This is a genomic window from Methylophilus sp. Leaf408, from assembly GCF_916856905.1.
In the GTDB taxonomy this organism is placed as follows: Bacteria; Pseudomonadota; Gammaproteobacteria; order Burkholderiales; family Methylophilaceae; genus Methylophilus.
In genome coordinates, this window is the sequence record NZ_CAKASK010000001.1 from 342,238 (window position 1) to 356,307 (window position 14,070).

The window sequence follows — 14,070 nt, forward strand, 5'->3', positions numbered from 1 at the left end:
TCACTGAGCATTTTTCAAGGGTTGAACAGGCGTCTTAGTTGGCGCTGTTTTATCAATTTCAACCTCTTGTGGATTATCCCAGGTTCCCGTAATCATATATTCACTGGCGCTGATTTTGTTGAGTGGGTCTTTCAACAGTTTTTGCGCGACAAATGCTGCAACACCGACAATCGGACCCGCTGCCAGTGCAGCCAGGGAGACTGAGTCTGTGATATGCGGAGTCACTTTGACTTTAAGACGCTGGGTTTCAGTTTTTAAATTGGTTTCACCTTTCAGTCTGGCTTCGGCAGCCGGCCCGGTCATAAACAAGTCATCACTGCGCAAAATGCCATCGCGGATGTTGGCGGTAGAGGTGATCTTGTCAAACGCAAAGCCCTGGCTGAATAAATCACGGAAATCCAGCGTTAACCGGCGCGGCAAACTTTGCAAGCTTAACAACCCAAGCAACCGGCCCACCCCTGGCTGCACTTTAAGGATTTGGCCTTTTTCAAGTTGCATACTGAAATTACCATCCAGGCGCTCAACGGCAAATTGATGCGGGCTACCAGGCCAGCCAACTTGTCCGGCCATATTGCCGGTGCCACCTTTGACCATTTCACCGCTAGGCTGGAAGCGTTGCAAGGTTTTGCCCAGGTTGTTTGAAATCAAATTGAATTTAAGTGACGTTTGCGGGTTGCGTACGGAGTTACGCCAGGTGCCATCAGCGGTAAGCTGGCTATCAGGGCTATTAAGATTCATTTTCTGGATTACCCAGTTTTCACCGCTGTTAAAGGCCTTGATATCCAGGCTGCCCAGCTGTTTGTCGCCAAACTGGAAATCCTGTGCTGAAATTTCCACTTCGGGATAGGTCATGTTCAGGCGACGCACCTCAGTGGTTGCCGTAGTTGTTTCATCTGTATCCATACTCCTCGGCACTTTTAAATAACTTAATTTTGCGATCAACTTGTTATTCGGTTTGACGGATATCCAGTCTACATCACCAGCCAGTTCCTGGCTCTGGATCGTCATTTTCAGCCGGTCCTGGTCAGGGGTGACATTCAGTTTGATCTGGTGCAGGTTGCGATCAAACACATGCAATGTACCGGCATTGAGTTCAATACGGTTCAGCGGGATATCTGCAGTTCGAGCAACGTCAGTGTTTGAACCAGAGCCCTGACTGGTGTAAGCCAGCCACTCATCGACATCCAGTTTCTCGAAATCCGCACGCAGGTTGATGCCATCGGTGGATGGCATACGCGGTGGCGTATTAACCGAAATTTCGCCAGCACTGATTTGCGACTCCGAGCCGCTGGTAGTACGCAAGAAGTTGGCATGCAACCAGTCGTTATAATGAATGGCAATTTTGTCAGGCTGGTTGTTTTCCTGACGTAAGCGGATGGTTAAATTGGCCGGTGTTTCAACCGTTTTTTTCATCGGCTCGGGTAAATCAACCGCCATGCCAATCAACTGCGAGCGGATATCCAGGCGGACATTGTTAGGTGGTTGGATCAGGATATTACTTTTCCAGTCGGTGGTGCCATGTAACGCTTTAGTCAGCAAGTTGGTATCCATTTTTTTGAGCGCAACATCGGTGATGCGCCCGCTGCCTTGGATAATCACTGACTTATCACTTTGGGTGTTCAGGCTGATGGTTGCCGGGTTGTCAAACATCGACAATTGTACAGCCTGCGCCTGCAGGCCTTTTTCAGTAAATTTCAGGTGGCCGTTGATGTTGTTCATCTCCGGTAATGCGATTTGAGCATTTGCCGCGATGCGACCATTTTTAATCGCATAATCCCCTTGAAACCTGCTGGCATCCACATCGTTCAAGGGGATTTGTAAGGCCAGTTTCAACTCGGCATCACCGTTGGCTTTCAGGTAGTCGGTAAAGCCCATCGTTACTTCTCGTACAGGGCTGGTGTTCACAAATTTAACCCCTTGCTCGACACTGCCAACTACTGTTGCCTTCACATTGAGCATGGGCCAATCAGCATCAAGCTGTGGAATTTCAACGTGTGCCTGTGTGATGTGCTGGCCTACCGTAGTGCCGTTTTTCACCGAGATATCCATATGCTTGCCTTCAAACTTAAGCCAGGCATCTACGTTCTGGACCAAAGGCCAGCCAGTACCGTATTCCAGGCTGGCATGATCTACCTGGGCGGTAACTTTGAATATTCCCAGTGCAGGGTCTGCCTGGTGCGCTGCATTCACAAACGGAAAGTCTTTCATGCGGCCTTTGATCAGTACTTCGCCGCGGCGGATCTGTCCGGAGAGAATCGAGGTATCCAGCCAATGCAGCGTAGATTCACCAAGAATAAGCGGGTAATAGAATGGCGCGTGTTTGGCATCGCCACGCTCAATCTGGCTTTGCAATTGAATAGTGTCACCCCCGGCAGCACCGAGTTGATATTCCAGGTTGGTGCGAACGGCGATGTGCGGGTTTGAAAGTTGCAGATTGTGAGTGCTGATTAATAGCTTCTTGCCGTTGTTGTCCCACTCGATGTTGCCCTGCAAACGGTCAATCGGTACCGGCCAACGTAGAATTTTTGCTAAGTCGATACTGGCATTCTGCGTGTCGAGGTCAATGCTGCCTGCATTCGGATGCAGCGATAATCGCCCTGACCAATTCTTCAGGCCCGGCAACTGTTCATAAGCTTTGGTATGCACGGCATTCAGGTTAGCTTCAACCGCATAGTCTTGCCATTTATCCTGCTGATAAAGCCAGCGTAGCTTGATTTGACCAGCATTGAAAGCAGGGGCGATTTGGTCAACATAGTTAGCGGCTTCAGATTGCGAATCCAGCCATTTTGCAAATAACGCTCCCTGCTCAAGTGCGATTTTTTTCACGGTCAGCACGCCTTCATGACCATGGGCGTCCCATTGCAACTCGCCATTCGCATCATCAAGCTTCAGACCGGGCTGGATGTCGGCAGAAATGTGTTTCAGATAGATCATGTGGCGTTGCTCTACGCGCTGCCAGCGAAACTCACCACTCATGCTATCGGCCAAAAAAGTTTCTGTTGTATTGGGCGGGGTAACGGAAACTGACTTTAAATTGATTTGTGCGGCCATACGTTGCAGTTGCATCGCTTTAAAAGCCAGCGTCGAGGTCATGCTGCCTTGTCCTGTATGCACTTTTAACGGTAAGTCCAGCCAAGGGCTCCAGGCCGCCAAGTCGATTTGCGGCAAGCGCAGAGATATTTCGCCGTGCCATGCCTCAGGCTTTGTCACGTCATCTCCGACCAGCACAGAATCCAGCGTAATACGTTGTTTAGTGCCGTTAGAAACCAGGCTATCCATATGCACCGTATGCCGGTTTAGCAGGCGCTGCCAGACTGGTGTCAGTATTTCTATATTCAGGTCTTCCAGCAGCAAAGGCGGCGCCTGGCGCTGTTCATCTACCCAGGTCACCGTAGCGTGGGTGATCTTGATACGTCTTTGTTCCAGCAACCAGTTGGAAAATGCCGGGTCGCCCTTGCCTGACATGGAAATCCCTGCCAGGAAAAGCTCCCCGTCGGCGGTGCGCCGGATAATCAGGTTAGGCGCATCAATGCGCAGGCTGATGAGGGAAGGTGACAACAGCACCAGGCTGCTCCAGGACAAGCGGGTGGTGATTCGTGAAAGTTCAAGGGCAGGGCGCTTTTGCGTGTCGAATATGGTGACATCCCCAAGCGATACCTGTGGCGCCAAGCCACGCCAGCGAATGCCTATGTGCGCAATCGTGACTTCCTGCTTCATCGATTGGCTTAGTTTCTGCGCAATGCGATCTTTGTAATCATCAATATGGGGGAAAACATAAAACTGGATCACCGCGATCATGCCTGCCAGGACTACCAATATGACAATAAGCAGAGTGAGTAGCCAGCGTTTAATTTTTTGCAGGGGCATGAGCAGAGGCGGGTCTTGAATGCAGGGGTTTATCAACTGACTATTTTACTCGAAAACAGTTGCAGCACTGTAGCGGATGCTGGCGTAAAGGGAGAATTATGCAGTCTGATGCAGGCGAATCGTTTAAAATGCCGAATTTGCAGGGTTCTGGCCCGTCGCGGGATCAGTATTTTAAGGTTTAAGCGCGGTTGGGCGATTATCGCGCGTTAGTTCAGGGTCAGGTCAAGGAAATGAAAAGTCACACAATACGCATCAGGTTAAGTGAAAGTAGTCAGCAGTGATTCAGTTTAAGCAACTGACTTTTTCAAGAGCCGGCAAAGCACTGGTTGAAGATGCCAGTTTTCAATTGCATCCCGGCCATCGGGTTGGTTTAACAGGTGCCAATGGTGCTGGTAAATCTACTTTATTTGCGCTGCTTCGCGGTGAACTGGTCGCTGATGCAGGCGATTTGTTGATTCCTGCACATTGGGTGATCGCGCATGTTGCCCAGGAAACCCCGGCACTGTCGCAATCGGCACTGGACTATACGCTGGATGGTGATGAAGAACTGCGTACATTGCAGGCACATCTGGGAAAAGCACATTCTGCTGATGACCATGATAATGCTGATCCATTGTTGGTAGCCGAATGGCATCAACGCCTTGCCGATATCGATGGTTACAGTGCTGAATCAAGAGCAAGCACTTTATTAGCCGGCCTGGGCTTTTCCCAAGCACAGTTATCACAGGCTGTGAGTGATTTCTCCGGTGGCTGGCGTATGCGCTTGAATCTGGCACGTGCCCTTATGTGCCGTTCTGATTTGCTGTTGCTGGATGAGCCCACCAATCACCTGGATATTGAGGCAGTGATTTGGCTGGAAAGCTGGCTTAATGCTTATCAGGGAACTTTGTTATTGATCTCGCATGATCGTGAATTTCTTGATAATACAGTCAATCATATTTTGCATATTGAGCAGCGCAGGCTGGATTTATACCGTGGTGGCTACAGCGATTTTGAACGGCAACGGGCTGAAAAGCTGGCATTGCAGCAGGCCAGTTACCACAAGCAGCAACAACAGGTTGCGCACTTGCAAAAGTATATTGACCGTTTCCGCGCGCAAGCGACCAAGGCCAGACAGGCGCAAAGCCGTATAAAAGCACTTGAACGCATGGAGCGCATCAGTGCCGCGCATGTTGATTCGCCATTTAGCTTTGGTTTCAGGGAACTGGGGTCTGCACCTGACCCGTTGCTGGTTTTAAACCAAGCCAAACTGGGCTATCACGACAAAGTGCTGGTCAGTTTCGCACATCTGGCGATCCGCCCAGGTGAGCGCATAGGATTGTTAGGTAAAAACGGAGCCGGTAAATCGACGTTGATTAAAACGCTGGCACAGTCGGAGACTTTGTTGTCCGGGGAGCGCATTGAAGGTAAGGATTTACGCATCGGTTATTTTGCCCAGCATCAGTTGGAGCAACTGGTTGCAACCGACTCGCCATTGCAACATTTGCAACGGCTGGACGCGACAGCGCGCGAACAGGAGTTGCTGGATTTTCTCGGCAGTTTTGATTTTCGCGGGGAAATGGCCAAAACCGCCTGTGGTCCGTTTTCAGGAGGGGAGAAATCCAGGCTGGCATTAGCCATGCTGATCTGGAAGCGGCCTAACCTGATTTTGCTGGATGAGCCCACCAATCACCTGGATATAGAAATGCGGCACGCATTATCGTTGGCATTGCAGGCGTATGAAGGCGGAATGGTGATGGTCTCTCACGATCGTACTTTGCTGGCAACCTGTTGCGAAAAGTTTTTGCTGGTGGCCGATGGCAAAGCGGAAGTATTTGATGGTGACCTCGAAGATTACAAGCAACACTTACAAACGCAAGGTCAAACATCCGTTGCCAGTGAGAGCTCATCTACTCCCAAGCAAAACAGTTATCATCAACAAAAAGCTGACCGCCAGGCTAGGCTGAACGAGCGGCGCCCTTTGGTTAAAGTGTTAGCCAGTCTGGAAACACAATTAGCAAAGCTGGAAACTGAGAAAAATTTATTAGAAAGTCAGCTGGCTGATAGTGATATTTACAACGTTGAGCAAAAAGCTACTTTACAAAAAGTGCTGATGGCGCAAGCAGAAAACAAAAAACAATTGGAAATAATAGAAGTCCAGTGGCTGGAGTGTCAGGAAAAACTCGAAGCGTTACCTGAGTAATTCATGATTCACCATAAAGAGATTACTTGAAGAAAGATCAAACATGGAAATGACCTACACCGAGCGTGTTAAATTATTGCATCAGTTATGCCAGGTAGAAACCAGGCAGGCGACAGGGCGTTCAGAAGACGAAGCCAGGGCTGCATTTGCGAGTGCAGATGTTGAACAAGCAACTTATTACATTGCCAGTTTCGTTACTTTCAGGGCTATTCAAGCCGCTGAGCGGCACCCCGGTGAAGAGTTACAAAGCGACTTTGAGATGTTGGGTGTGTACCAATGTTTTGCCTTGATGGTATATGCGTTTCTGTTTATGCCACTGATACAGGAGGAGCATCAGCCGGATTATGATGAAGCTCAAGTGGTGATCGGTAGTACTTTATTTGAAGGAATTGCACCAGAGTTGCTGGCTGAAATTATTGAGTCCGGTTTTCACAAATTCAAATTGATTGCAGAAGCTGATGCTGAACACTGGCTGGAATATCGGGAAAATCTTGATAAAGTCACCATTAGTTATATAGTTGCCGCCACAGATGATGATAGTCCGCATGACGCTGCAGAAGTGTTGCCATTGTTTGGGCAACTCCTTAGCCAATTATGTGAAGCTTTCAGTGCAATTTAATATATTGATCTAAATTACTTACATGTATAATTTAATATTGTTAACAATTTTGACATACTTTGAAAACTTTAGTAAATTTATTGCTTAACGCATGTTAATCAATATGTTTCTTCGATAAGATCCCACGGTTTAGGTCCTAGCCTTCAATTAATCAGTAAGAGGATAAAATGAGCAAACTGCTGTTGATTGACGATGATGTCGAATTAGCTAACATGCTGAAGGAGTTTCTGACGCAAGAAGGTTTTGGCGTTACCACTGCCCACGATGGATTAACCGGTGAGCAATATGTGCTGGCTGGCAAATTTGAGCTGGTGATTCTTGACGTCATGATGCCAGGTCAAGATGGTATGCAAACTTTAAAAAATATCAGACAGCATTCAGATATTCCTGTACTGATGCTGACGGCAAAAGATGATAACGAAGGCCGTATCGAAGGTCTTGAAGGCGGTGCTGACGACTATGTGCAAAAGCCCTGTCTGCCGCGTGAGCTAGTTGCCCGTATTCGTGCCATTCTGCGTCGCCAGAATAGCGATGGCCCTAAAGGTAATGATATCGTGGTGGGACAATTAATTGTTTCCGGTGAGCGCAGAAAAGTATTTTGGGGCGACCAGCCGATTGTATTTACCAGCACCGAATTCAGTTTGATCGAGATTCTTGCCAAACATGCCGGTACAATCGTCAGCAAAGAGGATTTATCTATAAAAGCTTTAGGTCGCTCTTTGGTTAAATATGACCGTAGCATTGATGTGCACTTGAGCAGTATCCGTCAAAAAATCTCAGAAGCTTCAGGTGGCGTAAACGTGATCCAGACTATTTATCGCGTCGGATACCAGTTAGTCCGGGACTAATTATTAATACTTGATAGCGGGGGCTATGGGGCGCCTTTTCTGGAAGCTGTTTGCAGCGTTATTTCTGGCTTTGATCTCAACCGTCATTACGGTAGGGAACATAGTGCAGTGGGAACTGCACCAGAAACATCCGCACATGCAGAAAGTGCCCTCGCAATCATGGTCAGCTGCAAATCGTTCTACACCTGCGCCTAGCTCTCAAAACCAGACCGGTTACGTCCACTCTTCCAATGAGCTCAATTATGTTGAGCTGTTATTAAATTTCCCTTTTTCCGCGCTGGTTTTTTGTTTAATCACCAGTGCCATTTTTGCCGGCATACTGGCCTGGTCAATTTCTCACCCGATTAAACTGCTGCTTGAACATTTGAAGACTGCCGCTGATGGCAATCTCCTCATTCGCGTCAGCCCTAAAATCAAGGTGAGCCATGATGAGTTTGCCGAGCTAGGTGCTGCGTTTGATTTGATGGCCTTGCGTTTGAACAGCATGATCAAAAGCCAATCCAATATGCTACATCATGTATCGCATGAACTGCGTTCGCCACTGGCGCGCATTCAAATGGCCGTTGGACTGGTGATGCAAAACCCCAAGAAAATGCAAAGCTCATTGCAACGTGTAGAACTTGAGGCGGTGCGGATGGAAAAGATGATTGCCGAATTGCTGGAGATTTTTCGCCTGGAATCCGGCATGCAAAAACTGCAAAAAACTGATCTCGATTTAAAGGGATTGCTTGCTGGAATTGTGGGGGATGTACAGTTTGAAAAGCAGGATGCGCGTATTCACCTGGATATGCCTGACAAAGTGATTTTGATAAATGGCCAACTGGAGTTATTGCAGCGTGCGATTGAAAATGTGGTCCGCAACGCAGTGAAATATGGCCCTGCATTGGGTAAGGTCGCGATTGAGTTACAGCGCAGCGAGCGCACTGGCGAAGTCATTATTGAAGTACAGGATCAAGGCAATGGCGTGGAGCAGCAAGAGCTTGAGCAGATTTTCAAGCCATTTATCCGCGGGCGCAGTGCTTCACAAATTGATGGTCATGGTATTGGCCTGGCGATGACCAAACACATTGTCGAAGCCCATGGCGGTTATGTGAAAGCCTCGAACTTATCCCCGATTGGTTTTATGGTGCGCATACATTTGCCATTGGCCAACAAGTCTTCTGCTGGCTGAATTCACACGTATTCACCTGCAACAATGTTAAAATAAGCGGTTTTAAAGATCACTCAGGCGAAAAGCCGGATAACTATGACAGTACAACCATCCAATCAACCTTCAACAGCAACAAATGAAGTGGCCATTGACGAAAACCATGTCATCGCAGAACGCAGGGAAAAATTGCGCCTGATGCGCGAACAGGCAGCAGCTACCCAGTCAGCAGTTTTCCCAAACGATTTCAGGCCTGAACATAAAGCAGCTGATTTGCAAGCCAAGTATGGCGAAATCGATAAAGAGACGCTGGACCCACAGGAGATTCCGGCAGTTGTTGCTGGCCGGATGATGTTGAAACGAGTGATGGGCAAAGCCAGTTTTGCGACGATTCAAGATAGCAGTGCCAGGATTCAGTTGTATATAGCGCGCGATGAGATCGGCGAAGAGCTTTACGAAAGTTTTAAACACTGGGACATGGGAGATTTTCTGGGCGCTCGCGGCCGGCTGTTTAAAACCCGTACCGGTGAATTATCCCTGCATGTGACCGAATTACGCCTGTTGACCAAATCCTTGCGTCCGTTGCCAGAAAAATTCCATGGCTTGCAAGATCAGGAAACCAAATATCGTCAGCGTTATGTAGACCTAATCACTTCGGAAGAAACCCGCGAAACTTTTAAAGCACGTTCAAAAGTGGTGAATGCGATTCGCCAGTTCATGAATGAAAATGAGTTTCTTGAAGTAGAAACGCCCATGCTGCATCCAATCCCGGGCGGTGCATCTGCAAAGCCATTTATTACCCACCACAATGCGCTGGATATGCAGATGTTTATGCGTATTGCGCCTGAGTTATATCTGAAGAGATTAGTTGTTGGCGGTTTTGAACGTGTGTTCGAGATTAACCGTAATTTCCGTAATGAAGGTTTAAGTGTTCGCCATAACCCTGAATTCACCATGATGGAGTTTTATGCGGCTTACACTGACTATCACTGGTTGATGGATTTTACCGAGCAATGTATTCGCGCTGCCGCAGTGGCAGCACGCGGTACAGCAGTGCTGAGTTATGCGGATAAGGAAGTGGACCTAAGCAAGCCGTTTGAGCGCCTGACGATTATCGGCGCCATCCAGAAATATGCGCCGCAATACACACTCGAGCAGTTAAATGATGCAGATTTCCTGCGTAAAGAATTGATCAAGTTGGGTGTGAAAGCATTTGATCACGCCGGGTTAGGCTCACTGCAATTATCCCTGTTTGAAGAAACGGCCGAGAGTCAGTTGTGGCAACCTACTTATATTATTGATTACCCGGTTGAAGTGTCCCCATTGGCGCGTGCTTCAGATAAGCAGCCTGAAATCACTGAACGCTTTGAGCTGTTTATTACCGGTCGTGAAATGGCCAATGGCTTTAGCGAGCTGAATGACGCTGAAGACCAGGCAGCACGTTTCCAGGCGCAAGTGAAAGCCAAAGAAGCAGGTGACCAGGAGGCAATGTATTACGATGCCGATTTTATTCGTGCACTTGAATACGGCATGCCTCCAACTGGAGGCTGTGGTATTGGGATTGATCGGTTGGTCATGTTGATTACAGATAGCCCAAGTATCCGCGATGTTATTTTGTTCCCGCACATGCGTGCTGAGCAATAGTTTAAACAAAAAAAAGCCACCTAAGGGTGGCTTTTTTTATGCCTATAAACGGACTAGTGATTCTTTAGTACCAAGACATATAGTTGTCATCAAATTGTCATATTACCTGTTCAAAATACGCCCCGTTGTTTCAATAAAATAGATTTCAAACAGGGAAAAAATATGAATTCGAAATTGCATCGCATCGTCCTAGCTGCGGTGGCGGGTAGCATGCTTGCCGGCTTGTCATTTTCAGCAACAGCAGACTCAAATATTGATTTGGTTCAGGCGCTGGTGTCTAAAGGAGTACTCACTGAAGAAGAAGGTGCTTTGCTGACTAAAGGCCGCAACACCGAAGTCGAAGTTCAAAAGAAAAAAGAAAGTAAAAGCTGGACTAGCCGCGTAAACTTGCGTGGTTATGTACAGGTACGCAATACAACCATGCTGGGTGGCGATGAAGGTGTAAACCTTTGGTCAGACCGCTCTGTGGGTGATGACAAGTCTCTAGGGGATGCTGATAAAAACTTCCTGATTCGCCGGGCACGCCTGATTATCTTTGGTGATTTCGGTGATCATCTAAGCTACTACATCCAGCCGGACTTCGCTAGTTCCGTTGGAGGTACTTCAAACTCGAACGCCAGTGGTGCCGGTAACTTTGCACAATTGCGTGATGCTTATGGTGATGTTTATATCGATAAAACACGTGTGCACCGTATTCGTGTCGGTCAATCCAAAGTACCTTATGGTTTTGAAAACCTGCAATCAAGCTCGAACCGTCTCGCATTGGATCGTAACGATGCGTTGAACAGTGCGGTGCGTGATGAGCGTGACTTGGGAGCTTTTTACTACTACACACCTACAGACATTCAGGCTTTGTTTGAAGACATCAACAAGCAGGGCTTAAAACATTCTGGTAACTACGGTATGTTTGCACTTGGTCTATATAACGGCCAGGGCGCGAATGCCAGAGATCAAAATGACAACTACCATGTTGTTTCCCGCTTTACTTATCCATGGAAAACAGACAGCGGCCAAATTTACGAAGCAGGTATCCAGGCTTATAGAGGGGATTACATCTCAACTACTGGGGCATATAGTCGCCGTAATGCCGCTGGCGCTCTCGTTACAGCTACGCCAACACTAGGTTCTGCAACAACACCGATGTCTGGCAGGAATGGTATCGAGGATGAGCGCGTAGGTATCAGTTTTATTATGTATCCTCAACCTTTCGGTATTCAGGCAGAATGGAACTGGGGTAATACGCCTGGTTTAGATATTGCTAAAAATATCATTGAGAAGAAAAGCCTGAATGGTGGTTATGTTCAGGCAATGTACAAGATTGATAACTTCCAATTCTTAAGCACCAATGGCACTTTAATTCCTTTTGTTAAATGGCAATATTTTGATGGCTATAACAAGGCTGAAACTAACTCACCGGAAAACCATGTGAATGACTGGGAATTAGGCGTTGAATGGCAATTGGCACCAGAGGTTGAAATTGCAATGGTGTACCACCGTATGAATCGTACTAATTTAGTGACAGGGGCTCGTTTTGCCGGCGCAACTGGGATCGCTGCTAACAACCTCCCTCCTAGAGAAGATTACGAAAACTTCAAAGCAGAAGCATTGCGCGTACAGTTGCAATACAACTTCTAATAATCAAATAATAAGTTCTTAATTGAATCCCGCCACTTGGCGGGATTTTTTTATTTTTATATATAACAAATTAGAATATAAAAATAATAAATAATTATTTTTTAAAATATGCGTATTCTGAAATAATCCCGCTCATTCATTAACACTACAAGCGAGAAACGCAATGTCGTCAACACTGACTAAGCCGGAGATAGATTATGACGAAGCTGTGCTGGCTGCTGTGAATGCAGCCATTGTTGCTGTGCAGCGTGATACCGGTTACGGCTCTATTGAGGTTACAGTACATGACGGACGTGTGACTCAAATTGAACGGCGCGAAAAAGTACGTTTCGAACCAAGTAAATCGAAAAGGTAATGATTGTTTTTATGGCTCTGACCAGACGGCTGGAAGCTTTATTCACTAGGGAGATTTAAATGCAGTTCAAAAAAATAACGCTCGCAATGGCTGCGACCGGGCTATGGTGGGCAAGTGGTGTCGTCGGGGTTTCGCAAGCAAACGCAGCGGAAGAGACCACTGAAGCTCAGGTTGAAGATGCTGAGCAGAAGAAAAAAATAGAGGCGCGTCTGACCGAAATCAAGGCTGAAGAAAAGGCCGCTGCCAAAGCTGCCAACGGCTATTACGTTGAGCGACGCAGCTACGGTACACAAAAAGAAACTGAGCCGCCACGCTATGTTAAACAGCTTAACAAAACCTGGCTAAAAGAATATGACACATTCGCAGATGTAGACTGGCTGGATGTTGGCTTGGAATATCGTGCGCGCTATGAACACCGTGATAACGATTTCCGTCGCGCCAGAGAAAATGTTGATGATCCAATTTTACTGCGCACGCGAGCTTATTTAGGCCTTAAGAATATTTTAGATCCATTCCGCTTTGCAGTAGAGGCGCAAGATTCACGTCGTAATAATAGTGATTACACTCGTAGTAATGATACCCGCGATGTGGACAAGGCTGACTTTGTACAGGCTTACCTGGAGCTCTATTATAAAGACAGCATCTTTGGTAAAGACGATCTTGGTAACAGCCGACCATTCTGGATACGTGGTGGACGTTTAGCTTGGGAAAGTCTGGATCGCCGTCTGATTGCTCGTAACGAATGGCGTAACACCACCAATACATTCCAGGGTGTACGCGCCAATATCGGTGAGAAAAAGAATGACTGGCAACTGGAAGCGTTTGCAGTACAACCTGTACAACGTTTTACAGACAAGCTGGATGAAGTGGATCACTCACAAAACTTCTATGGTGTGATTGGTGATTGGCGCCGTTGGTCTGAGTATGTGACGATTCAACCTTATTATTTCTTGTTAAAGCAAAATGGTGACGATGTTACTTATGACTCCAATGGTATAGGTTATTCAGAACGCCGCACCTACAGTGCACTTGAGCAAGCTCAGTTCAAAATTGACCGTGAAATACATACAGGCGGTATTCGCGTATTTGGAGTATTGCCAGGCACTCAGTGGGACTATGATGCCAGCTATGTTAAACAGTGGGGGGATGTACAACGCTTTATCGGAACAACTGTAGCAAACGGCCGTTATATCACTGTTGATCACGACGCTTATGCATACAACGGTGAAATTGGTTACACCTTTGCAAAGCATTCCTGGAAACCAAGATTTAGTGGTTCTTATGGTGTAGCTTCTGGAGATAAGACTACACCAGCGGGTAATGACTTTACAGATAGTGGACGTTTTGACCGTCTGTTTGGTTTTGCTCGCCCATGGTCTAACAATGACTATATTCAGATGGAAAACATTCATGCAGCAAAAGTACGTGTTGAATTTGATCCACAAGTGCCTTTCTTGACTAATGTAAAAGTGGATACGGGTTTTAGCTGGTATCGTTTGGACCAAGCTTCGGATCGTTGGCAAGCTGGCGCAAACTTGCGTGATAGAACGGGTAACTCAGGAAAAGATTTGGGTAAAGAGTTTGACTTGCGCGTCCGCTTCCCAGTCAACCAATACGCTTCTTTGAATTTGGGTTATGCACACTTTTGGGCAGGCGACTTTGTTCAGAATGCAGTAAGTGCGAATGCCACTAATATTGGAAGATACGATCAGAACCGTTCCGATAGCTCTGACTTTTTCTACACAGAATTAACCTTGTACGGCTTCTAAATAG

At 47.0% G+C, this 14,070-nt stretch carries 9 protein-coding genes; 8 read left to right on the forward strand and 1 reads right to left on the reverse strand.

Going from position 1 to position 14,070, the window contains the following annotated elements:
• Entirely contained in the window at positions 1 to 3,867 is a 3,867-nt protein-coding gene (locus LPA26_RS01475) for a YhdP family protein (protein WP_229007064.1), read from the reverse strand.
• 277 nt (positions 3,868 to 4,144) lie between these two features.
• Between LPA26_RS01475 and LPA26_RS01480 the strand changes: the two genes are divergently transcribed.
• From LPA26_RS01480 to LPA26_RS01515, 8 genes are all read left to right on the forward strand, one after another.
• Positions 4,145 to 6,049, forward strand: a complete 1,905-nt coding sequence (locus LPA26_RS01480; protein WP_229007065.1) for an ATP-binding cassette domain-containing protein — start codon at positions 4,145 to 4,147, stop codon at positions 6,047 to 6,049.
• A gap of 43 nt (positions 6,050 to 6,092) precedes the next feature.
• Positions 6,093 to 6,668: a hypothetical protein gene (locus LPA26_RS01485; protein WP_229007066.1), complete on the forward strand. Its 576-nt coding sequence runs from the start codon at positions 6,093 to 6,095 to the stop codon at positions 6,666 to 6,668.
• Positions 6,669 to 6,835: 167 nt separating this feature from the next.
• Positions 6,836 to 7,516 carry a response regulator transcription factor gene (locus tag LPA26_RS01490; RefSeq protein WP_055829398.1) on the forward strand — a complete coding sequence of 227 codons (681 nt, stop codon included), beginning with the start codon at positions 6,836 to 6,838 and terminating at the stop codon, positions 7,514 to 7,516.
• Between the two features lie 25 nt (positions 7,517 to 7,541).
• Positions 7,542 to 8,687, forward strand: a complete 1,146-nt coding sequence (locus tag LPA26_RS01495) for a sensor histidine kinase KdpD (RefSeq protein WP_055871230.1) — start codon at positions 7,542 to 7,544, stop codon at positions 8,685 to 8,687.
• A 75-nt stretch (positions 8,688 to 8,762) separates the two neighbouring features.
• Positions 8,763 to 10,307 (forward strand): lysine--tRNA ligase, encoded by a 1,545-nt coding sequence (lysS, locus tag LPA26_RS01500; RefSeq protein ID WP_229007067.1) that lies wholly within the window; start codon positions 8,763 to 8,765, stop codon positions 10,305 to 10,307.
• Between the two features lie 162 nt (positions 10,308 to 10,469).
• Positions 10,470 to 11,942 (forward strand): porin, encoded by a 1,473-nt coding sequence (locus LPA26_RS01505; protein ID WP_229007068.1) that lies wholly within the window; start codon positions 10,470 to 10,472, stop codon positions 11,940 to 11,942.
• Positions 11,943 to 12,105: 163 nt separating this feature from the next.
• Positions 12,106 to 12,297 (forward strand): YezD family protein, encoded by a 192-nt coding sequence (locus LPA26_RS01510; RefSeq protein ID WP_229007069.1) that lies wholly within the window; start codon positions 12,106 to 12,108, stop codon positions 12,295 to 12,297.
• A 59-nt stretch (positions 12,298 to 12,356) separates the two neighbouring features.
• A complete protein-coding gene (locus LPA26_RS01515) occupies positions 12,357 to 14,066 on the forward strand; it encodes an alginate export family protein (RefSeq protein ID WP_229007070.1) in 1,710 nt (569 codons plus the stop codon).
• Positions 14,067 to 14,070 lie beyond the last annotated feature (4 nt).